Below are 24,968 nucleotides of genomic sequence, written 5' to 3' on the forward strand. Positions count from 1 at the left end.
GCCTTGATCTCAGGATGAGGACCCCGCCATGGCTCGCATCGACAGCCGCGGCCTGCCGATCTCGACCACCTCCGACCTCGCGGCCGAGCGGTACCGGGAGGGCGTCGACCTGATGCTCTCGACCTGGCCGGGCGCGGCCGAGGTGCTGGACCAGGCGATCGCGGCCGATCCGGACTTCGCCCTCGCCCATGCGGCGCGCGCGCGCCAACACGCCATGCACTCGGAGCCCGCCCTCGCCAAGGCCCGCATCGCGGCGGCCGCCGAGCTCGTGGCCCGCCGGGGTACCGAGCGGGAGCGAAACCACGTCGAGATCCTCTCCCTCGTCATCAACGGTCACTCGGCGGAGGCGCTCGAGCGGGTGTTCGCCCATGCCAGCATGTGGCCGCGGGACGTGGTGATCCTATCCTTGCCGCTGGGCGCCTTCGGGCTGCTCGCCTTCTCCGGCCGGGCGGACCATGATCAGGCGCGCGTGGACCTGTGCGAACGCCATGCCGGGCACTTCGCGTCCGACGACTGGTGGTTCCTTACCTACCGGGGCTGGTCGCACGCGGAGAACGGCAACGTGGCCCATGGCCGCGACTTCACCCAGCGCGGCTTCGACCTCCGCCCCAAGAACGCCAACGCGGCGCATGCCCTGTCGCACGCCATGTACGAGGGCGGCGCCAATGACGAGGCCGACCGGCTGATCCAGGCCTGGCTGCCCACCTACGACCGCTCGGGCATCCTGCACGGTCACATCGCATGGCACGCGGCCCTCGCGGCGCTGGAGCACGGGGACACGGAACGGGCCCTCGCGATCTATGGGGAGCACGTCCAGCCTTCGGTCTCGGCCGGCAACGCCGTGAACGTCGTCAGCGACACCGCGTCCTTCCTGTGGCGGCTGCAGGCCTACGGCCATCAGGTGCCGGAGGGGCTGTGGCAGGCGGCAGCCACCTACGCGGCGCCGTCCTTTCCCGGCGCGGGCTTCGCCTTCGCGGACGTCCACATGGCCCTCCTCGCCGCGGCGACGGGGGACAAGGACGCGCTGGAGCGGCGCGTGTCCGCGCTGATGGGGATGATCGAGGCCGGAACGCTACCCGCCGGGCCGGTGGTGCCCGCCATCTGCCGCGCGGCACTCGCCTTCGCGGACGGAGACTATGCGGGGTGCGCCCGCATCCTGGAGCCGGTCGCGTCCGAGGTGGTGCGCGTCGGCGGCAGCGGCGCCCAGCGCGAGCTGGTGGAGGACATGCTGCTGCTCGCCCTGATGCGGAGCGGCGAGGCCGCCAAGGCCGGCAGCCTTCTGGACCGTCGTCTCCACCGTCGCCCGTCGCCGCGCGACAAAGCCTGGCACGGCCTGCTGGCGGCCTGAGAACTCCCATGTCCCAAGCCAACATCACCACTACCGCCGCCACCGCCGCGCCCGCGACCGCCTCCACTCAGGAACGGGGCAACGTCCTGCGGCTCGCGGTCGCCCAGGCGCTCGCGGGCGCGAACTCTACCGTCGTCTACGCGATGGGCGCGGTCGTCGGGAGGAGGATCTTTGCCCTCAGTTCCTATTCCTGCTCCAATCCGCCTCTCTCAAAATATTCTCCGGTGCAGGTGGGGGCGGCACTATGTGCCTTGTTTTGCCTGTGTCTGGGCGCGGAGTTCGATATTTAGAGGGAGAAACGAGCGCAGTTTTCTCTCTCCGGAGAGGCATTCTTCTCCCGAGCTTCGGGCTTGTGTGATTTGGTCTACAAGAATCAGCTCTCCACATATGAACGGCTTTTTCGCCTTTCATGCCTGCGCTTTTGCAGTTCCTGCCGCTAGCCAGTCTCGCTGCCAAACCTCCCCTGACACCCGGGCCTTGAACGGTGCTCGCACGGCTTTGCTCCATGCCTTTGCCGTGCGTTGCTGCGAGTGGTCCTCCTCCGCCCGGGTTGGGGAACTCCGCGACGGGAGAGCCGTTCTCGCGGGGTGCCGACGCCAGGAGGAGAGCCGCATGCCACCCCGCTCAGCGCTGCCTCCGGACGTCAACGGGCCTGTCGATCCCTTCGACCTGTGGCTTCGTCGGAACCTGCATGATCGCTGGGACGGCGCCCTGGACGAGGAACTCCCGCGCGATCTCCTGCGGCTGGCCTGCGACAGCCGAGCCCAGTGGGACGAGATGAAGGAGCGCTGGAAGGCCGACCGCGGACCAGGGCCGTGGTCGGTGGACTGAGGCAGGCCCCTACCTTCATCCACACGGCCGGGCGTATGCGGGGGCATCGCCAAATCGTTCTGCCAGCGGTCGCGCTGGATCGAGCGACGCGCCGGCTTGTTCGTTCAAACCGCCGTTCGGGCGCACGTCTCCTGCCGCCGCGGGTGGCAGTGACCGTTCATGCTGTACGCCGACAGGAGGCGTTGGGCTCGTCTGGGCGACTTGAACCGCAGCATCTGCCGCTCTCTGCGCCGGGTCGAACTTGCCAAAGCCCCGGCAGCATCTTGCTACAGAGTGGCTGACCAGATCGATCACAACAAAATGGTGCCGGCGTGAGGACGAGTTGCGCCGCGAAGCGTTGTGTCTGTCCCATCTGCAGAACGACTCATGCCGACTCTTAACCCTCGGCTGCTCGATACGGGTAGCCCGCCCATCCCAGAGATCCAGGAATGGGGCGCCCGGTACGCCAGCAACGGGGGCACGCTGCTGAACATGTGCCAGGCCGTGCCATCACACGCGCCGGCGCCGGGCATGCTTGAACGTCTTGCTCGCGCAGCCGGCGATCCTCGGGCTGCGGCTTATGGGCCCATACTGGGTGAGCCAGACCTGCGCCGGGCCTATGCTACGGAACTTGGCCGTGTATACGGCGGGCTGGTCAACGCGTCGCATGTCGCCATCACCGCGGGCTGCAACCAAGCCTATTTCGTGACCATGATGGCCCTGGCGCAGCGCGGCGACGCCGTCCTGGTACCCACACCCTGGTACTTCAATCACCAGATGACGTTGAACATGCTGGGCGTGGAGCCGCGCCCCCTCCCGTGCCGGGCAGAGCGCCGGTTCGTCCCGGATCCGGACGAGGCGGAGGCGCTGATCGACGATCGGGTGCGGGCAATCGTCCTCGTCACGCCCAACAACCCGACCGGCGCGATCTACCCACCCGAGGTCATCGCCCGCTTCCATGCCCTGTGCCGGAAGCGCGGTATCTGGCTCGTGCTCGACGAGACCTACCGGGATTTCCTGCCACCAGGTAAGGAGCGGCCGCACGGGCTCCTCTCGGGCGACGAGTGGCCGGAGAATCTCGTGCAGCTCTACAGCTTCTCGAAGTCGTTCGCGATTCCGGGCTACCGCCTCGGCGCCATAGGTGCCCCTGCATCGGCGATGTCGGAACTCACCAAGGTGATGGACTGCGTGCAGATCTGCGCGGCGCGGGCCGGGCAGATCGCGCTGGCCTGGGGATTAGGGGCGCTCGACAGCTGGCGCCTGGCCAACCGTGCCGGGATGCAGGCCCGGCTGGAGGTCGTCCGCTCCGCGTTTTCCCGCCTGCCGGGCTGGGAGCTGCAGTCGCTCGGGGCCTACTTCGCCTATGTCCGCCACCCCTTCAAGAACACCTCTGCCTGGAAGGTGGCGGAGCGACTGGCCTCCGGACACGGTCTGATGTGCCTTCCAGGTCCTGCCTTCGCCGGCGAGGAGGCGCACCTCCGCATCGCCTTTGCCAACGTGGACGAGACCGGCATTGGAACCATGGAGGAGCGGCTTCGGGCAGCTTCCACGCGAACCGGGGTGTGCCCGCAGGAGGTTCCGCTCCCGGCCTGAAGCAGCGGAGGGCGCCCGGTCAGGCCAGCCAGCCGAGGGTGCGAAGCCGATCGCGCTCTCCCTGCAGGAAGCGGTCGCCGATATCGGTGCGCCAGCGCAGCTCCGGGACCACGACGTTGCGCGCCCGCGCGCGGGCGTCCTCCTGGGCGGCCTCGACTGTTTCGCCCGTGCCGGTCACGATCATCAAGTGTCCCGACCTGCGGTGGCCGAGCAGCTGGTCTCCCTCCAGCCGTACGTCCACGAAGTGGTAGCAATCCAACTCCGTTCCCTCGGGTACGCGTAGATAGAAGATGGGCGGGTCTTGCTCCGGTGAGGCCTCTGTAGAAGCGGGGAAGGGCGGCACGGTCAACACGATGGCAACGGACCAGCCCGGCAGGGTCGTGAAGCGGCCGTCATCTGCCGGGCGGGCCCCCGCGGCCATACGCGCCAGGAGATCAGCCCAGCCATCAGGCTGAAGAGCCGCGAGAACCGCGAAGCCAGGATTACCGAAGCGGCATGTGAACTCGAGCGGCCAGACACCGCGCTCGTTGACGATCAGGTTGAGGTTCACGTAGCCGACATGCCCGGCGGCGGCGAAGCGCGAGGCAAGGCGGTCCAGGGTGGCCGTGAAGAGGAGCTCCGATCCTTCAAACGAGGCGAGAGTGCCCATCTCACCGGTCATCTCGCCCATTTCGCCGGGAAAGAAGCGCTTGTGCTCGAAGTCGATGCAGGCCGGGCGGAGGAAGCGGGTGCCGTCGAAGTAGGCGCCAACCCCGACCTCCACTCCCTCCAGCCGCTCCATCAGCATCACGCGGCCCTTGCCGGCACGGCTGAGCATAAAGGCGACATCCCGGCCCTGTGGATCTTCGCCGACATAGGTATTGATGCCGGCCTCGTCGTGCTTCAGCACGTAGCGGCCAGGATGCGAGCGCAGCCAATCCAAAGCCAGCGCGGCCGTGTCGAAGGAGGTGCTTTCGGCAACCGCAAGACCCACATCCCGCAGCACCGCCTGCCCGAAGGCGCGGTCGTCTTCCAGCCGGTCGCCGAAGGCGCTGCCGCCGACCACGCGATAGCCCTGGGCGCGCAGGTCGTCCTGGATGGTCCCTCGCCCCACACGCTCGAAGAAGATGATGCCTTCCCGGCCGACCCACTCCAGTTCCGCCCGCCAGTCGCTGACACAATCGATCAGGCCCCCGAAAGCGCGCTGCTCAGGCGGGTCCTCCGCGACGACGCGGACCTCGTGCCCTTGTCGGCGGAGTGACAGGTAGATGTCGCCCAGGTAGGCACGTGGACCAACGCCGAGGATGCGCATGCGTCGCTCTCTCCCGATTGGGACCGGCAGGATTTCCTGCCGAGAGAGGTCATCTGAGTGGCGGTGCCGTTTACTCAAGTCTGCGTCGAAGGGGCAGTCTCGATGGTTCTGTCCGTTCTGTCAGGTCTCGCGCCGGCCTTGTCAGGTTAGCGGCGCAGGAAGCAAGAGACCTTGACCGAGCAGCGTCCCAGCCTCGCCGCAGGTCGGCCGCTGCCGGGCCGGCGTTCCTAGACAAAGTGCTCCAGCAGCCGGACTTGCGTCCCAAGTGGCAGCCTGCTGCGGCGACGAGAAGCCATGAACAAAGACAAGCCCCTATGAGCTTATCTATGCCAGCCCCTCTTCTTTTGGCAGTTTGAAGCGGTTCGGCTGGTGGTGCGCCTCCGGTCCATGACCGGAGGCGACTGCAGGGGCAGGAGCAGGGGCAGAAACCCCGTGTTGCACCCTATCCGCGGCAGCCAGACGGGGTTCCAAGGGCCTCAGGCCCTTGGCGGGCGAGGTCCGGAGAGGGCAGAGCCCTCTCCGGGAGGCGCGCATCAAGCCACGTTGCGCCGGGCATGCGCCCGCACGGCGGACTGCACCGCCGAAAGCTCGTTCGGCAGCACGGTGAAGCGTTCCTCGCGTTCGTACAGATCCGCCATATGCGGCGGCAGGGCCGGGCGGGTGCCGGTGGCCTGCTCCACCGCATCCGGGAATTTCGCCGGGTGGGCCGTGGCGGCGATGATGATGGGCGTGGCCTTCTCGTCCGGCGCATGGGCCAGGCTGGCGGCGGTGCCGGCGGCGGTGTGCGGATCGGCCAGGTAGCCCTGGGCGTGCAGGCGGCGCATCTCGGCGATCGTTTCCTCGTCTGAGACGGCCTGTCCCCGGAACAGGGCCTGGGCGTTGCGCCAGGCTTCCGCGGGGATGGGCATCGTGCCGGTCTCGCGGAAGGCGCGCATGGTGGCGGCGGTCTTCGCGCCGTCGCGGCCCAGCAGCTCGAAAAGCAGGCGCTCGAAGTTGGAGGAGACCTGGATGTCCATGCTGGGGGAGAGGCTGGGCACCACGGGCTGCGCGGACATGTCGTTGGCGGTGATCCAGCGCGCCAGGATGTCGTTGCGGTTGGAGCCGATGATCAGCGTGGAGACGGGCAGCCCCATGCGGCGCGCAGCCCAGGCGGCAAAGACATTGCCGAAATTGCCGGTGGGCACGGCGAAGGCCACCTCGCGCTCCGGCGCGCCGAGGGAAAGGGCGGCATAGACGTAGTAAGGGATCTGCGCCGCGATGCGCGCCCAGTTGATGGAGTTGACGGCGGAGAGGTTCATCTCCGCGCGGAAGGGCGCATCGTTGAACATGGCCTTCACCATGTCCTGGCAATTGTCGAAATCGCCCTGGATGGCGATGTTCTTCACGTTGGGCGACAGCACCGTGGTCATCTGCCGGCGCTGCACGGCGCTGGTGCGGCCTTCCGGATGCAGGATGACGATGTCCAGGTTCTGCCGGTCCCGGCAGGCCTCGATGGCGGCGGAACCCGTATCGCCCGAGGTGGCGCCGACAATGGTGATGCGCTGCCCGCGCCGGGCCAGCACATGGTCGAACATGCGGCCCAGCAGCTGCAGGGCGAAGTCCTTGAAGGCCAGCGTCGGCCCGTGGAACAGCTCCAGCGCGAAGCGGCGCTCATCCAGTTGCACCAACGGGGCGACGGCGGGGGTGGCGAAGCCGGAATAGGCGTCCCGGCACATGGAGAGCAGCACGCCCTCTTCGAAGCAGTCGCCCGTGAAGAGGGCGATGACCCGCGCGGCCATGTCCGGATAGGGCAGGCCACGCAGGGCGCGCCAGTCCTCCGGCAGGAGGATGGGCCAGGTCTCCGGCAGGAACAGCCCGCCATCCTCGGCCAGCCCGGCCAGGAGAACGGATTCGAAGTCGCGGGGGGCGGCCTCGCCGCGGGTGGAGACGTAGCGCATCAGGGGGGCTTAGCGGAAAGGGGCGGCCGCCGGAATGGCGGGTAGCGCATGGGGGCATCGTGACTGGATCGGGCGCGGGCAGGCGCGGGATGATGGGGCATGAACCGGCGCGCCCTTCTTGCCCTTTCTCCCGCCCTTCTCCTGGCCCCTACGGCGGCGGCGGAGGCGCTTCGCCCCACCCGCCCCGGCACGCCGGAGGGTGATGCGCTGGTGGCGCGGTTGCGCCAGGGCGGGCTGGTGATGTTCCTGCGCCATGCCGATACGCGGGGCGAGCCCTGCGACCGGAGCTTCCGCGTGGGGGACCGGGCGGGGCAACGGAACATCTCCCCCGCGGGGCGGGACCAATCGGCGGCCATCGGGCGGCGCCTGGCGGAGCTGGGGATCCCGGTGGAGTTCCCGGTGCCCGCCGGCCCCGTGTTCCGCGCGCGGGACACGGCGGAGGCCGCCTTCGGCGCGGCGCGGGTGCGGGTGACGGATGAGCTTCTGGCCGATGACTTTGCCCATGGGCGGCTGGAGGAGGTGCTGGCCGGGCATCGCCGCCTGCTCTCGGCCCCCGTGGCGCCGGGGGTGAACCGGGTGCTGGTGGGGCACCGGACGCCGCTGATCATGGTGGCCGGGCCTGCCGTGGGCGGGCGGGCCTTCCCGGAGGGCGCCTTCGCGGTGGTGGAGCCGGGCGGGTCTTTCCGAGTACTGGGCATACTGGAACTGGCGCCGCTGCCGGGCGGTGGCTTTCACGGGTGCTGAGGGGTGATTCCGGCCCGGCCCGGATCGGCCTAGCCTGCCGGCTTCGGAGGAAGCATCGCCCATGATCCATGTCGTCGCCGTCATCACGGCAAAGCCCGGCCAGCGGGAGAAGCTGCTGGAATTGTTCCGCGCCAACATGCCCGCCGTGCTGGCCGAGGAGGGCTGCATCGAATACGGGCCGGTGGTGGACTTGCCCGATTTCGGCCCGGTGCAGACGCCGATCGGTCCCGACACCTTCATGGTGATCGAGAAGTGGAGCTCGCCGGAAACGCTGAAGGCCCATGGAGCGGCGCCGCACATGGTGGCCTATGGCAAGGCAGCGCGCGAGTTCATCGCCAGCCGCACCATCCATGTGCTGACCGGCGCATGAGCAGCGCGGCCCCGGCCGCGCGGGTCGCGGCCCCGGCTGCGCGGGTCGCAGCCCTGCTTGTGGCGCGGGGGCAGACCGTGGCGGTGGCCGAGACCTCGGCCGGCGGGCTGGTCTCGGCACGGTTGCTCGCGCTGCCCGGGGCCTCCGCCTATTTCCTCGGGGGCGGCGTGCTCTACACCGGCGCCGCGCGCATGGGGCTGCTCGGCATTACGCCCGGGGAGATGTCGGGGATGCGGCCCTCCACCGAGGCCTATGCGCTTCTCCTGGCGGAGCGGGTGCGGCAGCGCCTGGGAGCGGATTGGGGGCTGGCGGAAACCGGGGCCGCCGGCCCATCCGGCAACCGCTATGGTGACCCTGCCGGGCATGCCTGCTTCGCGGCCTGCGGGCCCGGAAGCAGGCATGCCCGCACGCTCAGGACCGGTGGCGCCGACCGGGAGGCGAATATGGAGGCCTTCGCGGAAGGGGCGTTGCTGCTGCTGGAGGAAGAGCTTCGAAGGTAGGATACGCGGGCGGCGGGCCTGCCACCGCCCGCCCGGAACCTAGCGGGTCGCCTGTTCGAGATAGGCGATGAGGTTGGTCAGCTGCTCCTCGTTCCGAAGCCCAGGATAGACCATGCTGGTGCCCGGGACGACCGCCCTGGGATTGGCGAGATAGGGACGCAGGTTCTCCGCGGTCCAGGTCAGGCCTTCCTCGCCTTTCTGGCGCATGGCCGCCGAGTAGCGAAAGCCCTCGACCGATGCGGCCTTACGGCCGAAGACGCCGTGGAGATTTGGGCCGACGCCGTTCCGCCCGCCGGCCTCGACGGTGTGACAGGCACGGCACTGGCCGAAGACCCGCTGGCCTGCCTCGGCATCCTGCGCTCTCGCCGCGTCCGGCAGGGCGGCTCCAAGCAGGAGACCGAGGACCGGAAGGACCACGCCGATCTGTCGCTTCATCCCGATTCCTTTCTCATCCGGCGCGGCCAGCCAGCCGCCATTCCGTAGCCTGAACCAACGCGAGGCAGCCCTGTTGGATGCGGGCGGGAGAGCCGGAACGAGCCGCGCCGCCCGCGGCCCTGCCCTGCGGGACGGGCATCCTCTCAGAAACCCCGATCCCGGCCCGGTCGTTCAGTTCCACACTCGACAAGTCCCGGAGGATGCCCATGGGCGGCCGCCACCCAATCCACGGCATCAGCCGGCGTTTTCTCCTCGCGGCTGGCGCGGTCGCGCTCCTGCCCGGCTGGGCCCATGCCCAGGGCCAGGGCACTCCAAGCCAGGGCACCCCAGGCCAGGCCACTCCCGCCCAGGCCACTCCAGGCCAGGGCACGCCGAGCCAAGCGGGCCCGAACCGGATGGACCAGGCCAGCGTCACGGCGCTGATCCAGGACTGGCCGCAGGAGGCACGGGCCGCCGCGGAGGAGATGCTGCGCAAATACGGCGCACCGCAGGAGGCCAGCCCGACGCGGCTGCTCTGGGAAGCCAACCGCCCCTGGATCCGCACCATCGTGTACAAGACGGGGACGCCGCATGACTTCCCCGCCCGGCATGTCGATGTGCTGGAGCAGGTGGCGCCCTACCGCGTTCCGCTGAACTTCTTCGAGCCGATCGCGACTTTCAACGGAAGCGTCGTGCCCAACCGCACGCGCGGCGAGCTGAGCACGCAAGGCGATCGCGAGGCGACCAACATCCTGGCGCTGAACCTGGCCCATGACATCATCCGGGGCCACCGCACGGTGACCCAGGCGCGCGAGGCGATGGCGGAAGGTGTGCGTGAGATCCAGGAGGGCCGGGTCCCGCGGGACGCGCAGGAGCTGCGCCTTGGCCCCCCGCAAGGGGATCTGCGCGATCCCGATACAGCGGTGATCCAGCCGGCGCCCGGGCAGGGTGCCGGAACCAGCCCGGCCGTGATCCGCTAGAGGCACCTGCCAGGCGGCCGATTCCTGTTTCCGATTTCGGCCCCTCCCCGTCCGGTTCGCCGGGCGGGGGGCGTGCCTTATCGCCCCAACGGGCCGCACCGATCGGAATGCGCTATCCCCGTCATAGGTCGGGACCGCTGTTCGCCACGACGGCGCGCACATAGGGTGGTTCCCGGGGAGACCACCGCGCCATGCACCGCTACAAGCGCCTCGTTCTTGCCGGGCTGATCGCTCTCTGCGCCACCGGGGCGCGGGCCGATGTGATCGTGGCCAACAACACCCGGCTGTCCATCAGCGTCGTCGTGGCGGATGCGACAGGGCGCCGGGCGCCGCCCTTCTGCCTCGTCAACTACAACCGGTTCCTCACCATGACCGAGGCGGATAGAAGCTTCGGCCCGGGCCGCACCGTGCATGTGCTGGTCGTGGCCTACGAATCCGAGCGCTGCACCGGCAACATCCTCCGCTCCGACTGGAACGGGCCCTATGTCGTCGGGCGCACCGGGCTGGTCGTCACGGTCGAGGGGACGAAAGGTACTTGGCCGCTGTCGCTGAAGACCTCGGCCTACTAGGGCTGCCGGGGCCGCCGCGGGAGAGGAGGAAGGCCCTCCTCTCCCCGGGGCCACGCCCCCGTCAGCTCGCCTGCTGCAGCGCCGCCTTCACGCGGGGCGGGGTGAAGGGCACGGAGCGCAGCCGCACGCCCGTGGCATCGAACACCGCGTTGGAGATCGCCGAGGGGATCACCGCCGCCGAGGGCTCGCCGGCGCCCCAGGGCCGCTCGCCCGGCCGGTCCAGCAACTCCATCACGATCTCCGGCACCTCGGGGAAGGTGATGACAGGGTAGCTTCCCCAATCCAGGCTGGTGACCATGGAACGGTCCCAGGTCAGCTCCTCCTTCAGGGTGCGGCTGATCGTGTGCAGGACGTTGCCCTCGATCTGGTTGCGCACACCGTCCGGGTTGATGACCTGGCCGCAGTCATGCACGACGAAGAAGCGCTTCACGCGGATGTCGCCGCTGCCCCGATCCACCTCCACCTCGGCGACGGCGCCGACATAGGTGCGGTTCAGCTCGTATTTCACGTAGCTCACGCCGCGCCCGGTGGCGGTGCCGCCGCCGTTGCTGGCCCCGGCGTCGCGCCGCGGCGATGGGCGGCTTTCCCAGCGCGACAGCACGGCAAGGCGGCGCATCAGCTCCAGCCCGCGCTCGTCCTTCAGGTGGCGCAGCCGGAATTCCATCGGGTCGGCCCCGGCCTCCGCGGCCAGCTCGTCCAGGAAGCACTCATTGGCATAGGTGTTCTGCATCCGCCCGGGCGTGCGGATCCAGGACGGCTTGAACAGCGTGTTCTCAAGCCGGTGGCAGACGGTGTGCACGTTCGGCACGGAATAGGGCAGCGCCGAATTCTGGATGATGTTGCCGGGCGCCATGGATTCCTCATGCGGCAGCCCGGCGAGCTCCGCCGGAACCAGGGCCACATTGCCGGCCGCGCCCTGCGGGATGAAGAATTCCGACTGCCAGGCGGTGATGTTGCCATTGGCGTCGATTGCGCCGCGCAGGTCGATGAGGGTGGGCGGGCCCTTCGGGTCCCAGCCATGCTCGTCCTGCCGCATCCACTGCACCCGCACGGGGCGGCCCTCCACGGCGCGGGAGAGAAGCGCCGCGTCGCCTGTCGCGTCCTCATGGCCGTTGCGCCCGTAGCAGCCCGAGCCCTCCAGGTAGATGCAGCGCACCTTTTCCTCGGGCATGCGCATCATGGCGGCGAGCTGCTTGCGAAGGTTGTGCGTCATCTGCGACGCGGTCCAGCAAGTCAGCAGCCCGTCGCGGATCTCCGCCACCGCGCAGGACGGGCCCAGCGAGCCATGGGTGTGGATGGCGAAGTCGTATGTGGCGTTGAGGCGCTTGGCGCCCTGGCCCAGCGCCTCCCCGGCATTGCCGACATTGCTGGTGACATCGTCCTTCGCGACCGGCGTGGCGCGGACATGCTCCCAGAGCCGGCTCTGCTCCGGCAGGCCCTCCCAGTTCGACCAGGTGAGCTTCAGATCCTGGGCCGCGCGGATGGCGCCCCATTCGGTCTGCGCCACCACGCCGACGAAATTGCCCTCGCGCACGACCTTCACCAGGCCGGGGATGTTCCGCACCGAGGACTCGTCCACCTGCTGCAGCTGGGCCTGGAGCCCCGGCGGCCGCACCACCCGGCCATGGAGCATGCCGTCCACACGGAAGTCGTGCATGTAGGTGAAGCGGCCCGTCGTCTTGTCCGGGATGTCGAGCCGCTGGACGGACTTGCCGACGACCCGGAAATTCGCCGGGTCCTTGGTGACGATGTCCTTGTCCACCTTGAGCGAGAAGTTACGGTCGCCGATCAGCTCCCCGTAGCCGAGGCCCTGGCCGCCGGAGCGCGGCCGCACCGTGCCGTCCTCCACCACCAGCTCCGCCGCAGGCACGCCCAGGCGCTGCGCCGCGGCCGTCACCAGCTGGCGGCGCGCGGTCGCGGCGGCCTGGCGGATCTGCATGCCGCCGTTCTGGATGGAAAGGCTGCCATAGGTCGGCCCCTGGTCCGGGGTCAGCGCCGTGTCGCCCTGGACGAAGGTGATGCGCTCGACAGGAACGTCGAGTTCCTCCGCCGCCATCTGGGTGAGGGCGGTGCGGATACCGGTGCCGAGATCCACCTTGCCGGAGAAGAGCGTGACCTTCCCGTCCGCGCCGATCGCGAGGAAGCCGTCCACCTCGTCGAGGGCGACGCTCTTGTGGACGGCGGGGCCACCGGCGGGAGCGGATGGCCCGGCAGGCGCGGGCGCCTGCCCCTGGGCCAGCGCCCGCCCGCCCAGGGCGAAGCCGATGACGAGCGATCCGCCGGCGCCGAGGAAGGCGCGGCGCGAGGCCATGGAGGTGATCATGTTCCGTTTCCCCGGCTATGCCGCATCCGCCGCGCGCTTCACGGCGCGGAGGATGCGGGCATGCGTGCCGCAGCGGCAGATGTTGTTGGCCAGCTCGTTCCGGATGTCCTCCTCGCTCGGCTTGGGCGTGCGGGCGAGAAGGGCGGCGGCCTGCATGATCATGCCGTTGATGCAGTAGCCGCATTGCACGGCCTGCTCGTCCATGAAGGCCTTCTGGACCTTGTGCGGGCTTTCCGGAGAGCCGAGCCCCTCAAGGGTGACGATCCTCTGGTCCGGCCCGATGGAGGAGATGGGCGTGATGCAGGAGCGGGCCGCCTCGCCGTCGATATGAACGGTGCAGGTGCCGCACTGGCCCAGGCCGCAGCCAAAGCGGGGACCGTGCAGGCCCAGATTGTTCCGCAGCGCGTAGAGCAGCGGCATGTCCGGGTCATCTATCTCGACCGTCGTGGCCTGCCCGTTGACGTGTAGCGGCACCGAACTGGCCATGGGTAATCCTCCGGCACCCGGGCCCATGGGAATGGCCGGGCGAAGCTGCGCTGCATTGGGCCTAACGACTGAGCATGGCCCGCGGTTTTGCCCTTCGGCGGATTGCGGGGCGGCGGGGTGGCAGCGACCAGCCTTCCGGGCGGAACAGTTCCGCGGAGCGGACCAGACCGTCCGGACGGTCTGGAAAAAACCGTCCGGACGGTATAGTTGAAGGGCATGCCGCCCGATGCCCCTCCCAGCCCTGATCGTCCCGACCTGCGGACCCGCGTGCTCGATGCCGCCGAGGCGATTATCCGCGCGCGCGGCGTCCCGGCCCTCACGCTGGAAGGGGCGGCGCGGGAAGCCGGGGTCTCCAAAGGCGGGCTGCTCTACCATTTCGCGTCCAAGGAAGCCCTTCTGGTCGCCCTGATGCGGCGGCTGGCCCAGGGGATCGAGGCGGATTTCCGCGCGATCGTCGCGGCGCAGCCGGAGGGGCCGCACCGTGCGCTGCGCGCCTGCCTGGCCTTCACCTTCGACCAGCCCGACATTTCCGAGGCGCATGCCCGGGCCGCGGCGGTGCTCCTGGCCGCCTTTCACCATGATCCCGCGCTGATCGACCCGATCCGGGAGTTCTTCGCCCAGGTGCGGGCGGAGGTGGCGCTGGATGGCACGGCGCCGGGCGTGGCCTGGGCGGTGATGCTGGCCGGGGACGGGCTGTTCATGGCCCGTCTGTTCCGCCTCTACGAGCCGAATGCGGCGGAACTGGCCGCCCTGCGGGCCACGCTGCACGGCCTGCTGGAGGGCGGGTCGTGAAGCGCTGGGCCTGGTTGGGAGCGGCCGTGCTGGCCGCCGGCATCGGCGCCTGGGCGGCTGGGCTGGGGCCCTTCGCGCCCGCGCCCGTGGCGCCCCCCGCCGTGGCCGCTGCGCCGGCAGGGGTTGGCGCGCTGGGCCGGGTGGAGCCCGCCGGGCGAATCCTGCGCCTCGCGGCCCCCGGGCTGAGCATGGGCGCGCGGCTGGACCGCCTGCTGGTGTCCGAGGGTGATGCGGTGAAGGCTGGCCAGGTGCTGGCCGAGTTCGCCGATGCCGCGCAGCGCGATGCAGCGGTGGCGGAGGCGGCCGCGCGCCTGGCCCAGGCAAGCGCGACGCTGGAGCGCACGCGGCGCGGCGGCAGCCCCAGCGAGCGGGCGGCGGCGGAAGCGCGGGTGGCGGCGGCCCGGGCCGCTGAGGAAACGGCGCGGCGCGATGCCGTGCGTTCGGAATCCCTGGTTTCCTCGGGTGCGGGGGCGGCGGCCCAGGCGGAGCGGAACCGCTTCCTGGCCTCGCAGCGCGCGGCGGAGCGGGCGACTGCGGAAGCGGAGCTGGAGACGCTGCGGAACCCCCGGCGGGAGGATGTGGCGCGGGCGCAGGCCGATATGGCCGCGGCCGAGGCCGCGCTGGCCCGGGCGCGGGTGGATGCGGACCTGGCCCGGCTGCGCGCCCCGACGGATGGTACCGTCCTGCGCGTGATCGCGCGCGTGGGCGAGGCCGTGGGCGCCGATGGCGTGCTGGAGATGGGCGACCTCTCCCGCATGGACGTGGTGGCGGATGTCTATGAGACGGACCTGCCCCGCCTGCGCGAGGGCATGGCCGCCGAGGTGCTGGTGCCCGGGGAAGGCACGCGCCACCACGCCGTGGTGCGGGAGATCGGCTGGCTGGTGCGGCGCACGACCCAGGCGGGCACCGACCCCGTGGCGGCCGTGGATGCGCGCACCGTGGAGGTGCGGCTGACCCTGGACGAGGCCGCGCGCCAGGCGTTGATGCGCCGTTCCGGCATGCAGGTGCAGGTGGCCATCCGCCCGTGAACGCCATGAACGACATCCGGCCCGCGCTGCGCGGCGCGGTTCCGCAGCCGGGTTTCCTGACGGGATCCTGGCTGGCGCTGCGGCTGGCCTGGCGGCAGCTGCGCTCGGAGCGGGCACGGCTGGCTTCGGCCATCGCGGGGGTGATGTTCGCCTGCGTGCTGGTCTTCATGCAGCTGGGCTTCCGCGCGGCGCTGTTCGAGAGCGCGACGACGCTGATCTCCGCGATGAGGGCGGACCTGTTCCTGATGAGCCCGATGACCCTCGCCTCCTTCCGGCCGGAGACGATTCCGCGCGTGCGCGTCTCGCAGGCCCTGGGCGTGGAGGCGGTGCAGGCGGCCGTGCCGGTGTATCTGGCGCAGGCCAGCTTCCGGAACCCGGAGACGGGAAAGCGGCGCATGATCCAGCTGATCGGCTTCGACGCCGAGGCGGGCGTGCTGGACCTGCCCGGGCTCTCCGCGATGCGGGAAGCGCTGAAGCAGCCGGACACCATCGCCTTCGATACGCGGTCCCGGCCCGAATTCGGGCCGGTGGCGCAGATCTTCGCCGGGCAGGGGCCTTTCCCCGTACAGATCGGCAACCGCGAGATGCGCGTGGTCGGCATGGTGGAACTGGGCAGCTCCTTCGGCGCCGATGGCAACGCCGTGCTGTCCGAGGTGAACTTCCGCCGCGCGGTGCGGGAAAGGCCGCAGGCGCTGGTGGACCTGGCCGCAATCCGGCTGAAGCCCGGCGCGGACCTGCTGGCGGCGCAGGCGGCGCTGCGCGCCATCATGCCGCCCGACGTGGCCGTGCTGACCCAGGAGGAATTGCGGCGACATGAGCTGCGCTACTGGGAGGAAGCGACACCGATCGGCTTCATCTTCTCCTTCGGCAGCCTGATGGGGCTGATCGTGGGAATGGTGATCGTCTACCAGATCCTGTTCAGCGACATCGCGGGGCACCTGAAGGAATACGCCACGCTGAAGGCGATGGGCTATTCCAACGGGCACCTGTCGCGCGTGGTGCTGGGGGCGGCGGGGATCCTGGCCGTGCTGGGCTTCGTGCCGGGCACCATCGCCTCCGCGCTGCTCTACAGCGTGGTGGCGGAGGCAACCTTCCTCCCGCTCTCCCTGGGTGCCGACCGCGCGCTTACCGTGTTCGCGATGATCTTCGCCATGTGCGCGGCGGCGGGGCTGCTGGCCGTGCGCAAGCTGCGCGATGCCGATCCGGCGGACATGTTCTGATGGAGAACCCGGTCGAGATCCGCGACGTCACCTATGCCTATGGGGAAGGCGCGCTGCGGCGGGAGGTGCTGCGGGATGTGGAGCTGCGCGTGGCGCCCGGCGAGATCGTCATCCTCACCGGCCCCTCCGGCAGCGGCAAGACCACGCTGCTGACGCTGGTCGGCGCCCTGCGCGGGCTGCAGCAGGGATCCTGCCGCGTACTGGGACATGAGCTGGCCGGCGCGCGGGAGGCGGAGCGCGTGGCGCTGCGGCGGCGCATCGGCTTCATCTTCCAGAACCACAACCTGCTGGGCTTCCTTACCGCGCGCCAGAACGTGGCCATGGCGCTGGAAATGGATGGCGGCACGGGCGAGGCACAGCGGCTGGAGCGGGCGGGGGCGCTGCTCGGCGCCGTGGGGCTGGCGGAGCATACGGAAAAGCGCCCCGGACAGCTTTCGGGCGGGCAGCGGCAGCGCGTGGCCGTGGCGCGTGCACTGGTGGCCCGCCCCGGGCTGATCCTGGCCGACGAACCGACGGCCGCGCTGGACAAGGCCAGCGGACAGGAAGTGGTGCACCTGCTGCGCGACCTCGCCCGCTCCCGCGGGACCGCAATCCTGCTGGTTACACACGACCCGCGCATCCTGGACGTGGCCGACCGGATCGTGGCGATGGAGGACGGGCGCGTGGTGGGGGATGGCTCCGCGCAGGCGGTGCTGGGCTGATCCTTCCAGGGCGGATTGTCCCGGGGAGAGGAAGAAGGAATTCTTCCTCTCCCCGGACCCCTCACCATCATCTTTTTCTATCAGTTGGAGCGGCTGGGCTGGTGGTGCGCCTCCGGTCCATGACCGGAGGCGACTGCAAGGGCAGGATGGGGAACAGGAAACCCCGTGTTGCACCGTATCCGCGGCAGCCAGACGGGGATCCAAGGGCCTCAGGCCCTTGGCGGGTGAGGTCCGGAGAGGGCAGAGCCCTCTCCGGGAACCGGCAGCCCAGAGCGGGCGCCACACCGCCTGAAACCCGGCCGCGACCTTCACGATCCGTTGTGAATCACCTGCGATAAAACATACTCCCGGCTCCGCGGGCATATGCCCGCCGCCCAGGCGGTCCGGACTGCGATGCAGGACTCGGTCGGTGCGGGAACCATAGCTTTGCGCGGCTCTATCGTATCGGAGCCGCAACGCGAGCCCGGCTGAAAAGGAATGTTGCTGGAATTGCTGCAACGCACTCTTCGGCACCGCGTTCCGGGCCCCGGCAAGGGGGCGAAGTTCTTCACCGTCTTGTCACGGCACACCGCCTTGCAGGCTGGCGCGCCGGGCAACATTTTCCCGCGCGGCCTGTGCTTTAAGGTCCTGAATTCGGAGTAACAATTCATGCGCGTTCCGCTTCCCGGCCGCGACTATTTTCCGCCGCGGGTGCTGCTGCGCGGTGCCCAGACCATGGCTGCTGAGAAGCAGCGCCAGGAGTCCCGGATGGGGCTGCTGACGTTGCCGGCCGGCTCGCAGATGATGCCGGCGATGCCGGCCTCCCTGCCTGCGCCCATGGCCATGGCCAGCCTTCGGCCGGCCGCGGCCTGATCAGGGAAGAACGGGCCGGGGATCGACCGAGGTCGAGAGCCAGAACAGGCCGAGATGGAGATGCGGGCCAGTGACGCGGCCCGTGGCGCCGGAGGCGCCGATGACCTGCCCGCGCGACACCGTGTCGCCCTCCTGCAGGTCCAGCCGGGACATATGGGCGTAGAGCGTGGTCACGCCGTGGCCATGCTCGATCAGCATGGTCTGCCCCGTGAAGTAGAGATCGTCGGCGAGGGTGACGCGCCCCGAGGCTGCGGCGACCAGCGGCGTGCCGACGGGAACCGCGACATCGAGGCCGAGATGCGGCGCGCGGGGCTGGCCGTTCAGGATGCGCTGGCTGCCATACACCCCGCTGATGCGCCCGCGCGCGGGCCATTCGAAGCCATCGGCGAAATGGGGGATGGCCGTGTCCGTGCGGCGTGCGGCGTTCAGCCGCTGCTGCTCGGCGCGGATGCGCTCCATGGCCTGGGCATCGGGCGTGACCATGCGCGGCGGAAGGCCCTGCAGGTGCTGCACGTCCCATTCGCGCGGGATCACATCGATACGGCGCTCCATGCGCCCGCCGCCGGGCGCCGCGACGGCCAGGCTGGCCTGGGTGGCGTCGCGGCCCAGTCCGAAGACGAAGAAGCCATTCGGCGAGACGCGGATCTCGCGCCCCTCGAAGGCCACGCGGCTGCCCGGATCGGCGCGGCCCGTGACGAGCGCGCCCTGGGTGATGCGCTCCGGCAGAACCAGCGCGGCGGCGGGCTTGGCGAGCAGCAGCGCGGGCAGGGCCAGCGCGGCGCGGCGTGACAGGATAGGGGTCAGGGGGATCATCCGTGCTCCAGCAGAACCGGCGGGGAAGGTCGCGCTGTTTTCCTACAGCAGCGATCCCTGCGCATCCGCCTTGCCGCGCCGCCTCGCGCGGTCATCGGTCACGTTCACGCTGCCATCGGCGAATTGCAGGGTGAGCCTCTGCCCCACGGCCACATCCGCCGCGGCGGTGACGGGCTGGCCGGCGCTGTCCCGCACCAGGGCAAAGCCGCGTTCCAGCAGCGCCTGATAGGAGGCGCCTTCCAGCCGCGCGCCGAGGCCGTGCAGCGCCGCGCGGGATTCGCGCAGGCGGGCGGCGATCAGCGGCGTGGGGTCGGGGATGCGTCCCAGGGCGGCGCCGCGCTCATCCAGGCGGTGCGCGGCGGCGGAATCCAGGCGCTCGGCGCTGCGCAGGAAGGCGGCGCGTCCCTCGCGCAGGCGGCCACGGAGGAAGGGCGCCGGATCGGGCAGGCGCGCGAGGGCGCGGGACTGCCGGTCGAGCACGGTGCGCGTGGCCCCCGCGGCGCGAAGCTGCAGCAGGTTCAGCGCGGCGCGGCGGGCGGCGATCGCTTCCTGTGGCCGTGGCAGGCGCGAGGCGGCGGTTTCCAGCCCGCGGCGCTTGGTGGCGATGAGGGCGCGCGGCGCGAGCTGCAGCCGGTGGCCGCGATCCTCCAGCCGGTTGCGGCCCGCAGCGATGAGGGCGGGCAGGTCCGGCAGGCCCGAGGCGGCGCGGGCCAGGCGGAGGCGCCCGCGGTCCAGCACGGAATGCCCGGCGCGGGCCAGGCGCGTGCCGCGCTGCTGCAGGGCGGCGGACAGTTCCTCGCGTGAGGGAACGGCCAGTTCGGCGGCGGCGGTGGGGGTGGGGGCGCGGCGGTCCGATGCGAAGTCGATCAGCGTCGTGTCCGTCTCATGCCCGACGGCGGAGATCAGGGGGATGGGGGAGCTGGCGGCGGCGCGGACGACGATCTCCTCGTTGAAGGCCATCAGGTCCTCGAGGCTGCCGCCGCCGCGCGCGACGATGACGACATCCGGGCGCGGGATGCGGCCCAGCGGCGAGAGGCTGCCCATGGTGGCGATCGCCGCCGCCACCTGCTCCGCCGCGCCCTGCCCCTGCACCGCCACGGGGATGAGCAGCACGCGGCGCGGGAAGCGGCGGGCGAGGGTGGTGCGGATGTCGTGCAGCACCGCGCCTTTTTCGGAGGTGATGACGCCGATCACCTCGGGGAGGAAGGGCAGGGGGCGCTTGCGGGCCTCGTCGAACAGGCCTTCGGCGCCCAGACGCTGGCGCAGCTTCTCGATCCGCGCGAGCAGCGCGCCTTCCCCGGCATATTCCAGCTTCTCGATCTGCAGCGCATAGTCGGAACGCTTGTCGGAGGCGGTGATCTTGCCGGTCGCGATCACCTCGACGCCATTCTCCGGCTTCACGGAGAGTTTAGAGAGCGCGCCGCGCCAGATGATGGCACGGATGGTGCCCGCCTCATCCTTCATCGACAGGTAGGAGTGGCCGGAGGGGTAGGTCTTGAACTCGCAGATCTCGCCGCGCACGCGGATGCGGCCGAAGGCGCTTTCCAGCGTGCGCTTCACCGCGCCGGAAATTTCCGAAACGCTGTATTCCGGGATGTTGCCCCGGCTGCCGTCGCTGGTGCCGTCCATGCCCGCATTATGCCGCCTCACGCCCGCGCGCGCCATGCGGCGCTCCCGAAACCTTGCGCCCGTGTCGGGACTTTTCGCCCCTGCAACAGCGGAGTGTACCGGTCTTGATGGATGATGCCCGGATATCGAGGGACGAGCCGGTGGAGGCGCAGCTGGCGCGGCTGCGGCGTTATGGCGAGATCCTGAACGATTTCGGGCGCATGGCGGCCGAGGCGACGGATGCGGAGCGGTTGCTGCAGCTGGCCTGCGTGCAGGCCGCGCGCGGGATCGGGATCGGGCACAGCAAGGCGCTGCGCTACCGGCCGGAACTGGGCGACCTGCTGATCGTGGCCGGGGTGGGGTGGAAGCCGGGGGTGGTGGGGCATGTGAGCCTCGGCACCGATCTCGCATCCCTGCCCGGGCAGGCGCTGCGCACGACGCAGCCCAACATCATCGACGACCTGCCGAACGACCCGGAGTTCCGCTATTCCACCGTGCTGCGCGATCACGGGATCGTCTCCGCGCTCAATGTTCCCATCCAAATGGATGGCAATGTCTGGGGCGTGCTGGAGGTGGACAGCCATGTGCCCCGCCATTTCGGGCCGGACGACGTGCATTTCCTCTCGGCCATGGCGAACACGCTGGGCCTGGCCCTCGCCTTCCGGGGTGGCACGCGCGAGGTGGCCGACGTGGCCGCCGATGCGGCCCGCCAGCTGGCGCAGGAGCGGACGCTGCGCGGGGAGCTGCAGCACCGGGCGAAGAACGACCTGCAGCTGATCCTCTCCCTCCTCGTGATGCAGCGGCGGCGGCTGCCGGATGCCGAGGCGCGCCGGGTCTTCGGCCATGTGCTGGACCGCGTGGCCGCGATCGGAGTCGCGCATGACCAGCTGAACCTGGAGCGCGGGGCGGGGCTGATCGACCTGGCGGAATACCTGCAGGCGCTGTGCGGCAACCTCTCCGCCCGGCGCGAAGGGGTGGCGATCGAGACCACGTTGCAGCCGGTGGAGATGCCCCATTCCAGCGCCGTGCCGCTGGGGCTGATCGTGAACGAGCTGGTGACGAACGCGCTGAAGCACGCTTTCCCCGATGGGCGGAACGGGGTGATCCGCGTGGAGTTCGAAGCCCCCCCGGGCGCCGAGGCCCGGCTCTGCGTCCGCGATGACGGCGTAGGCATGGGCCCGCCCCGCCCGGGCAGCTCGGGCACGGAGCTGGTGCGGCGGCTGGTGCGCCAGGTGGGCGGGCGGCTGGAGCAGCCGGAGCAGGAATGCGGGGCCGGCTTCTGCGTGTTCTTCCCCCTGGTGACCTGACGGGCGGCCCTTTCCGGGGCATAAGGCGCCCGGCGGCAGTTGGGGATCGGGCACGCATGAAGGTTCTGCTGGTCGGCGGCGGTGGGCGCGAGCATGCGCTGGCATGGCGGATCTCGGAGAGCCCGCTCCTGACGAAGCTCTGGTGCGCGCCGGGCAATCCCGGCATCGCGGCCCATGCGGAATGCGTGGCGATCGGGGCGGAGGACGTGGCCGGGCTGCTGCGCTTCGCCCGGGAGAACGGGGTGGAGCTGGTGGTGGCGGGCCCCGAGGCGCCGCTGACCCTGGGCCTGGCCGATGCGTGTGAGGAGGTGGGCATTCCCTGCTTCGGCCCGCGCAGGGCCGCCGCGATGCTGGAGGGTTCCAAGTCCTTCACGAAGGAGGTGCTGGACGCCGCGGGGGCGCCCACGGCCGCCTGGAAGCGCTTCGACGATCCGCAGGCCGCCCGTGCCTATCTGCGTGCCCAGGGCGCGCCCATCGTGGTGAAGGCGGATGGGCTGGCGGCCGGCAAGGGCGTGGTGGTGGCCGAGACGCTGGAACAGGCGGAGGCCGCGATCGCCGACATCATGGAAAGCCGCGTGCACGGCGAGGCCGGCGCGAGCGTGGTGATCGAGGAATGCATGATGGGCGAGGAGGCTTCCTTCTTCGCCCTGTGCGACGGCACGCGCGCCGTCCCGCTCGCCGCCGCGCAGGACCATAAGCGCGTGGGTGATGGGGACACCGGCCCCAACACCGGCGGCATGGGCGCCTATTCCCCGCCGCCCGCCTTCACCGACGCCATGCGGCACGAGGTGATGGCCCGCGTGGTGGATCCGGTGCTGGCGGAGATGAACAGGCGCGGCGCGCCCTTCCGCGGCGTGCTCTTCGTCGGGCTGATGCTGACGGCCACGGGGCCGCGCGTGATCGAGTTCAACGTGCGCTTCGGCGATCCGGAGTGCCAGGTCCTGATGATGCGGCTGAAGAGCGACCTGCTGCCGGCGCTGCTGGCCTCGGCGCGCGGCGATCTCTCGGGCGTGGCGCTGGAATGGTCGGATGACCCGGCGCTGGTGGTGGTGGTGGCCGCGCGCGGCTATCCGGGCGCGGTGCGGAAGGGCGAGCCGATCGGCGGGCTGGAGAAGGCGGCGGCCGTGCCGGGCGCGCGCGTGTTCCATGCCGGAACGGCGCGCGGCGCGGATGGCGCGGTGGTCGCTTCCGGTGGGCGTGTGCTGGGCATCGCCGCCACGGCCCCGGATCTGCGCGCCGCGCGGGATGCCGCCTATGCGGCGGTGGATGCGCTGGACTGGCCCGGCGGCTTCTGCCGGCGGGACATCGCGCACCGGGCACTCTGAAACGCATGCCGGGCACCGCCTCCATCCGCTGCGGCGACGACCTGCGGGGGCGGGTGCCCGGGGAATATTTCTGCCTCGCCGATCCGGTCTGCCAGGGGCCGGTGCATGGCGAGTTTCCCGCCGAGTATGTCTCCCGCCGCGCGGGCTTCGTGGCGGCGCATTACGGGGGCGGCGTGGCCGCCGTGCGGGCGCGGCTGGCGGCGGAGTACGAGGCGCTGCGCGGGCTGGCGGGTTTCGACCGCATCCTGCTGTGGTTCGAGCATGACCTTTGGGACCAGGCGGTGCTGATCCGCCTGCTCTCGCTTCTCGCGGATTGGCCGGCCCTGGCCGGGCGCATCTTCCTGATGCCAGCCGACGGCGTGCGGCCCTTCCCGCTGCTGCCGCAGGAGGAGCTGGAGGCGCTGATGCCGGAACCCCTGCCCTGGTCCGCCGTGGAGGCCGGCGCGGAGGCCTGGCGCGCCTTCGCCGATCCGGACCCGACCGCGCTGGACCGGTTGACGCGCCGCGCGCTGCCGCTGCCCCATCTAGCCCGCGCCATGCGGCGCCACCTGCAGGACCTGCCCTGGGTGACGGACGGGCTGGGGTTGACGGAGCGGATGGTGATGCAGGGTGTGGCGGAAGGTGTCCGCACCGAAGCGGCGCTGCTCGCGCGGATCCGCGAAGCCGACACGGTCTTCCATGTGACGGACCTGATCCTGCGCGACCTGCTGGCGCGGCTTTCCACGGGAACGCGCCGGCTGATCTCGCGCGATCCGCCCTATGCCGTCACGCCACGCGGGGCGGCGATCCTGGCGGGCGAAGCGCGCTACGTCTCCGCGCCACGCTTCCATGCCGGCGTGATCGTCGGCCCCGGCGGGGGATGGTGGTGGAGCCCGCGTGCCGCAGGGGTGACGGACCTGCCGCCGGGGCGTGGGGCCATGGGACTGCCGTTCTAGTCGCTGCGCTGATTCCGAGCAGGCTTTGCCTGGTGACTTGGCCCGCGATGCGGCGCGGGCGCTACGCTGTCGCCTCGATGGTATCTCAGTCTGAAATCTGAGCTCTCGTAGCCGAACTGATGGACTACTTGCTATGCATGAGTGGCAGACATGGAAACGTGTATGACCGTCGTCTCCTACTTCTTTGAAGGCAAGGATTTGCTGGAAGCAGGCGCGGCCAAGCGCGGAGCTTACAGGCCGCGTCAGCCGGAGACGGCGTGAGCGGCATCGCGGCAGTCACGCCTGGCTGGCTGTTCGCTCAAGCCGGTTTGGCGCCCTGTAGCGAAGTCGGGTGGGGTCAGCTCGTCCAGGAGCGCGGACCAGGCGTCTACATCATCACAGCAGATCCCGCGCCGCGCGACGGGCAACCCGTCGTCTATATCGGACGGGCGAAATCTCTGTCCCGCCGCCTGCGTCAGTTTTACCGGCACCGATATGGTGCCTCCTCACCCCATCGTGGCGGGCAGGAGATCCTGAAACTCGATGGGCAGAGGGTCGTCCATTGGGCGCGGGCGGAGGTCTATGCGGAGGCGGAACGGCTCATGCTGGAGGCATTCCGCGACGCAACAGGCATTTGGCCCTACGGCAACCGAATCCGGTCGGCGCGCATGAGGGCGAGTTCAGGCTGAGATACTGCTGTCGCTTGACCTGCCTCGGACTCCCCGTTTAGCAAGGATGGAAAGCACAAAACATATTTTCGCAGTGCGAAAATAGGGGGAATGGGGGTCGCCAAGGCATGGCTTCAGAAGCTCCGGTCACGTCGGTTCACGAGAACGGCCTGGCGGTCATCACCATTTCGAACCCGCCTGTGAATGCGTTGAGTTCTGGTGTTCGCGTTGGGTTGTTGCGGGCTGTGGAGTTGGCCGGGGCTGATGCTTCGGTGCGGGCGGTGGTGATCGGGTCGGAGGGCCGGACCTTCATTGCGGGGGCGGACATCAGCGAGTTCGGCAAGCCGCCTGTCCCGCCTGGCCTGTCGGAGGTGA

Annotated in this window: 26 protein-coding genes; 19 read left to right on the forward strand and 7 right to left on the reverse strand. The window is 70.2% G+C overall.

Annotated elements, in window-relative coordinates; all coding sequences use genetic code 11:
* Positions 1–28: 28 nt before the first annotated feature.
* The 4 genes from J8J14_RS08520 (at position 29) to J8J14_RS08535 (ending at position 3,751) form a co-directional block, all read left to right on the forward strand.
* Positions 29–1,348, forward strand: coding sequence for a tetratricopeptide repeat protein (locus J8J14_RS08520; RefSeq protein WP_209379045.1), 1,320 nt, complete (start codon positions 29–31; stop codon positions 1,346–1,348).
* Positions 1,349–1,356: 8 nt separating this feature from the next.
* Positions 1,357–1,638 (forward strand): hypothetical protein, encoded by a 282-nt coding sequence (locus J8J14_RS24950; protein WP_245215563.1) that lies wholly within the window; start codon positions 1,357–1,359, stop codon positions 1,636–1,638.
* A gap of 322 nt (positions 1,639–1,960) precedes the next feature.
* Entirely contained in the window at positions 1,961–2,179 is a 219-nt protein-coding gene (locus J8J14_RS08530; RefSeq protein WP_209379046.1) for a hypothetical protein, read from the forward strand.
* 366 nt (positions 2,180–2,545) lie between these two features.
* Positions 2,546–3,751, forward strand: coding sequence for an aminotransferase (locus J8J14_RS08535; protein WP_209379047.1), 1,206 nt, complete (start codon positions 2,546–2,548; stop codon positions 3,749–3,751).
* 19 nt (positions 3,752–3,770) lie between these two features.
* Here J8J14_RS08535 and J8J14_RS08540 read toward each other — a convergent pair whose 3' ends face one another.
* Together J8J14_RS08540 and thrC are read right to left on the reverse strand one after the other, a co-directional pair.
* The gene (locus tag J8J14_RS08540) at positions 3,771–5,042 is read right to left on the reverse strand and encodes a hypothetical protein (RefSeq protein WP_209379048.1); all 1,272 of its coding nucleotides are present in this window, start codon (positions 5,040–5,042) and stop codon (positions 3,771–3,773) included.
* A gap of 533 nt (positions 5,043–5,575) precedes the next feature.
* Positions 5,576–6,979 (reverse strand): threonine synthase, encoded by a 1,404-nt coding sequence (gene thrC, locus J8J14_RS08545; RefSeq protein WP_209379049.1) that lies wholly within the window; start codon positions 6,977–6,979, stop codon positions 5,576–5,578.
* 99 nt (positions 6,980–7,078) lie between these two features.
* On the opposite strand from thrC, the gene J8J14_RS08550 reads away from it, so the two are divergent.
* From J8J14_RS08550 to J8J14_RS08560, 3 genes are all read left to right on the forward strand, one after another.
* The gene (locus J8J14_RS08550; protein WP_209379050.1) at positions 7,079–7,723 is read left to right on the forward strand and encodes a histidine phosphatase family protein; all 645 of its coding nucleotides are present in this window, start codon (positions 7,079–7,081) and stop codon (positions 7,721–7,723) included.
* A gap of 61 nt (positions 7,724–7,784) precedes the next feature.
* Entirely contained in the window at positions 7,785–8,093 is a 309-nt protein-coding gene (locus J8J14_RS08555; RefSeq protein WP_209379051.1) for a putative quinol monooxygenase, read from the forward strand.
* Positions 8,090–8,593: a CinA family protein gene (locus J8J14_RS08560; RefSeq protein WP_209379052.1), complete on the forward strand. Its 504-nt coding sequence runs from the start codon at positions 8,090–8,092 to the stop codon at positions 8,591–8,593. The genes J8J14_RS08555 and J8J14_RS08560 overlap by 4 nt, the downstream gene beginning before the upstream one ends.
* Positions 8,594–8,632: 39 nt before the next feature.
* Here J8J14_RS08560 and J8J14_RS08565 read toward each other — a convergent pair whose 3' ends face one another.
* Positions 8,633–9,028, reverse strand: a complete 396-nt coding sequence (locus tag J8J14_RS08565; RefSeq protein ID WP_209379053.1) for a c-type cytochrome — start codon at positions 9,026–9,028, stop codon at positions 8,633–8,635.
* Positions 9,029–9,234: 206 nt separating this feature from the next.
* Here J8J14_RS08565 and J8J14_RS08570 point away from each other — a divergent pair, with 206 nt between their 5' ends.
* Both J8J14_RS08570 and J8J14_RS08575 read left to right on the forward strand, forming a co-directional pair.
* On the forward strand, positions 9,235–9,987 hold the full coding sequence (locus tag J8J14_RS08570) for a hypothetical protein (protein ID WP_209379054.1): 753 nt from the start codon (positions 9,235–9,237) through the stop codon (positions 9,985–9,987).
* A gap of 191 nt (positions 9,988–10,178) precedes the next feature.
* The gene (locus J8J14_RS08575) at positions 10,179–10,556 is read left to right on the forward strand and encodes a hypothetical protein (protein ID WP_209379055.1); all 378 of its coding nucleotides are present in this window, start codon (positions 10,179–10,181) and stop codon (positions 10,554–10,556) included.
* 61 nt (positions 10,557–10,617) lie between these two features.
* Here the strand turns inward: J8J14_RS08575 and J8J14_RS08580 are convergent, their stop codons facing one another.
* Both J8J14_RS08580 and J8J14_RS08585 read right to left on the reverse strand, forming a co-directional pair.
* The gene (locus tag J8J14_RS08580; protein WP_245215564.1) at positions 10,618–12,879 is read right to left on the reverse strand and encodes a xanthine dehydrogenase family protein molybdopterin-binding subunit; all 2,262 of its coding nucleotides are present in this window, start codon (positions 12,877–12,879) and stop codon (positions 10,618–10,620) included.
* A 15-nt stretch (positions 12,880–12,894) separates the two neighbouring features.
* Positions 12,895–13,365: a (2Fe-2S)-binding protein gene (locus J8J14_RS08585; protein ID WP_209379056.1), complete on the reverse strand. Its 471-nt coding sequence runs from the start codon at positions 13,363–13,365 to the stop codon at positions 12,895–12,897.
* 216 nt (positions 13,366–13,581) lie between these two features.
* Here J8J14_RS08585 and J8J14_RS08590 point away from each other — a divergent pair, with 216 nt between their 5' ends.
* The 5 genes from J8J14_RS08590 to J8J14_RS08610 all read left to right on the forward strand — a co-directional run bounded on the left by J8J14_RS08590 (position 13,582) and on the right by J8J14_RS08610 (position 17,958).
* Positions 13,582–14,157, forward strand: a complete 576-nt coding sequence (locus J8J14_RS08590; RefSeq protein ID WP_209379057.1) for a TetR/AcrR family transcriptional regulator — start codon at positions 13,582–13,584, stop codon at positions 14,155–14,157.
* The gene (locus tag J8J14_RS08595; RefSeq protein ID WP_209379058.1) at positions 14,154–15,185 is read left to right on the forward strand and encodes an HlyD family efflux transporter periplasmic adaptor subunit; all 1,032 of its coding nucleotides are present in this window, start codon (positions 14,154–14,156) and stop codon (positions 15,183–15,185) included. The genes J8J14_RS08590 and J8J14_RS08595 overlap by 4 nt, the downstream gene beginning before the upstream one ends.
* A 5-nt stretch (positions 15,186–15,190) precedes the next feature.
* Entirely contained in the window at positions 15,191–16,405 is a 1,215-nt protein-coding gene (gene devC / locus J8J14_RS08600) for an ABC transporter permease DevC (protein ID WP_209379059.1), read from the forward strand.
* Positions 16,405–17,106 (forward strand): ATP-binding cassette domain-containing protein, encoded by a 702-nt coding sequence (locus J8J14_RS08605; RefSeq protein ID WP_209379060.1) that lies wholly within the window; start codon positions 16,405–16,407, stop codon positions 17,104–17,106. Before devC ends, J8J14_RS08605 begins: the two co-directional genes overlap by 1 nt.
* Positions 17,107–17,754: 648 nt before the next feature.
* Positions 17,755–17,958: a hypothetical protein gene (locus J8J14_RS08610; RefSeq protein ID WP_209379061.1), complete on the forward strand. Its 204-nt coding sequence runs from the start codon at positions 17,755–17,757 to the stop codon at positions 17,956–17,958.
* On the opposite strand, the gene J8J14_RS08615 is transcribed toward J8J14_RS08610, so the two are convergent.
* The gene (locus J8J14_RS08615) at positions 17,959–18,771 is read right to left on the reverse strand and encodes a M23 family metallopeptidase (protein WP_245215565.1); all 813 of its coding nucleotides are present in this window, start codon (positions 18,769–18,771) and stop codon (positions 17,959–17,961) included.
* 42 nt (positions 18,772–18,813) lie between these two features.
* A complete protein-coding gene (gene xseA / locus J8J14_RS08620; RefSeq protein ID WP_209379091.1) occupies positions 18,814–20,400 on the reverse strand; it encodes an exodeoxyribonuclease VII large subunit in 1,587 nt (528 codons plus the stop codon).
* Between the two features lie 107 nt (positions 20,401–20,507).
* Between xseA and J8J14_RS08625 the strand changes: the two genes are divergently transcribed.
* The 5 genes from J8J14_RS08625 to J8J14_RS08645 all read left to right on the forward strand — a co-directional run.
* Positions 20,508–21,686 carry a sensor histidine kinase gene (locus tag J8J14_RS08625; protein ID WP_209379062.1) on the forward strand — a complete coding sequence of 393 codons (1,179 nt, stop codon included), beginning with the start codon at positions 20,508–20,510 and terminating at the stop codon, positions 21,684–21,686.
* A gap of 56 nt (positions 21,687–21,742) precedes the next feature.
* Positions 21,743–23,011: a phosphoribosylamine--glycine ligase gene (gene purD, locus J8J14_RS08630; protein WP_209379063.1), complete on the forward strand. Its 1,269-nt coding sequence runs from the start codon at positions 21,743–21,745 to the stop codon at positions 23,009–23,011.
* 5 nt (positions 23,012–23,016) lie between these two features.
* The gene (locus J8J14_RS08635; RefSeq protein WP_209379064.1) at positions 23,017–23,946 is read left to right on the forward strand and encodes a hypothetical protein; all 930 of its coding nucleotides are present in this window, start codon (positions 23,017–23,019) and stop codon (positions 23,944–23,946) included.
* A 257-nt stretch (positions 23,947–24,203) separates the two neighbouring features.
* On the forward strand, positions 24,204–24,614 hold the full coding sequence (locus J8J14_RS08640; protein WP_209379065.1) for a GIY-YIG nuclease family protein: 411 nt from the start codon (positions 24,204–24,206) through the stop codon (positions 24,612–24,614).
* A gap of 107 nt (positions 24,615–24,721) precedes the next feature.
* Positions 24,722–24,968, forward strand: a 247-nt coding sequence (locus tag J8J14_RS08645; protein WP_245215567.1) for an enoyl-CoA hydratase-related protein, incomplete at its 3' end; no start/stop codon positions are given.

The organism is Pararoseomonas baculiformis (genome assembly GCF_017813395.1).
Classification (GTDB): Bacteria; Pseudomonadota; Alphaproteobacteria; order Acetobacterales; family Acetobacteraceae; genus Roseomonas; species Roseomonas baculiformis.

Excerpts from the sequence above, each read along its gene's own strand:
- devC (WP_209379059.1), top strand. The coding sequence starts at position 15,191 with ATGAACGACATCCGGCCCGCGCTGCGCGGCGCGGTTCCGCAGCCGGGT.
- J8J14_RS08535 (WP_209379047.1), top strand. The coding sequence starts at position 2,546 with ATGCCGACTCTTAACCCTCGGCTGCTCGATACGGGTAGCCCGCCCATC.
- J8J14_RS24950 (WP_245215563.1), top strand. The coding sequence starts at position 1,357 with ATGTCCCAAGCCAACATCACCACTACCGCCGCCACCGCCGCGCCCGCG.
- thrC (WP_209379049.1), bottom strand. The coding sequence starts at position 6,979 with ATGCGCTACGTCTCCACCCGCGGCGAGGCCGCCCCCCGCGACTTCGAA.
- xseA (WP_209379091.1), bottom strand. The coding sequence starts at position 20,400 with ATGGACGGCACCAGCGACGGCAGCCGGGGCAACATCCCGGAATACAGC.
- J8J14_RS08605 (WP_209379060.1), top strand. The coding sequence starts at position 16,405 with ATGGAGAACCCGGTCGAGATCCGCGACGTCACCTATGCCTATGGGGAA.
- J8J14_RS08635 (WP_209379064.1), top strand. The coding sequence starts at position 23,017 with ATGCCGGGCACCGCCTCCATCCGCTGCGGCGACGACCTGCGGGGGCGG.
- J8J14_RS08575 (WP_209379055.1), top strand. The coding sequence starts at position 10,179 with ATGCACCGCTACAAGCGCCTCGTTCTTGCCGGGCTGATCGCTCTCTGC.
- J8J14_RS08555 (WP_209379051.1), top strand. The coding sequence starts at position 7,785 with ATGATCCATGTCGTCGCCGTCATCACGGCAAAGCCCGGCCAGCGGGAG.
- J8J14_RS08610 (WP_209379061.1), top strand. The coding sequence starts at position 17,755 with ATGCGCGTTCCGCTTCCCGGCCGCGACTATTTTCCGCCGCGGGTGCTG.
- J8J14_RS08565 (WP_209379053.1), bottom strand. The coding sequence starts at position 9,028 with ATGAAGCGACAGATCGGCGTGGTCCTTCCGGTCCTCGGTCTCCTGCTT.
- purD (WP_209379063.1), top strand. The coding sequence starts at position 21,743 with ATGAAGGTTCTGCTGGTCGGCGGCGGTGGGCGCGAGCATGCGCTGGCA.
- J8J14_RS08625 (WP_209379062.1), top strand. The coding sequence starts at position 20,508 with ATGGATGATGCCCGGATATCGAGGGACGAGCCGGTGGAGGCGCAGCTG.
- J8J14_RS08530 (WP_209379046.1), top strand. The coding sequence starts at position 1,961 with ATGCCACCCCGCTCAGCGCTGCCTCCGGACGTCAACGGGCCTGTCGAT.
- J8J14_RS08585 (WP_209379056.1), bottom strand. The coding sequence starts at position 13,365 with ATGGCCAGTTCGGTGCCGCTACACGTCAACGGGCAGGCCACGACGGTC.
- J8J14_RS08540 (WP_209379048.1), bottom strand. The coding sequence starts at position 5,042 with ATGCGCATCCTCGGCGTTGGTCCACGTGCCTACCTGGGCGACATCTAC.
- J8J14_RS08520 (WP_209379045.1), top strand. The coding sequence starts at position 29 with ATGGCTCGCATCGACAGCCGCGGCCTGCCGATCTCGACCACCTCCGAC.
- J8J14_RS08560 (WP_209379052.1), top strand. The coding sequence starts at position 8,090 with ATGAGCAGCGCGGCCCCGGCCGCGCGGGTCGCGGCCCCGGCTGCGCGG.
- J8J14_RS08570 (WP_209379054.1), top strand. The coding sequence starts at position 9,235 with ATGGGCGGCCGCCACCCAATCCACGGCATCAGCCGGCGTTTTCTCCTC.
- J8J14_RS08580 (WP_245215564.1), bottom strand. The coding sequence starts at position 12,879 with ATGATCACCTCCATGGCCTCGCGCCGCGCCTTCCTCGGCGCCGGCGGA.
- J8J14_RS08615 (WP_245215565.1), bottom strand. The coding sequence starts at position 18,771 with ATGATCCCCCTGACCCCTATCCTGTCACGCCGCGCCGCGCTGGCCCTG.
- J8J14_RS08550 (WP_209379050.1), top strand. The coding sequence starts at position 7,079 with ATGAACCGGCGCGCCCTTCTTGCCCTTTCTCCCGCCCTTCTCCTGGCC.
- J8J14_RS08590 (WP_209379057.1), top strand. The coding sequence starts at position 13,582 with ATGCCGCCCGATGCCCCTCCCAGCCCTGATCGTCCCGACCTGCGGACC.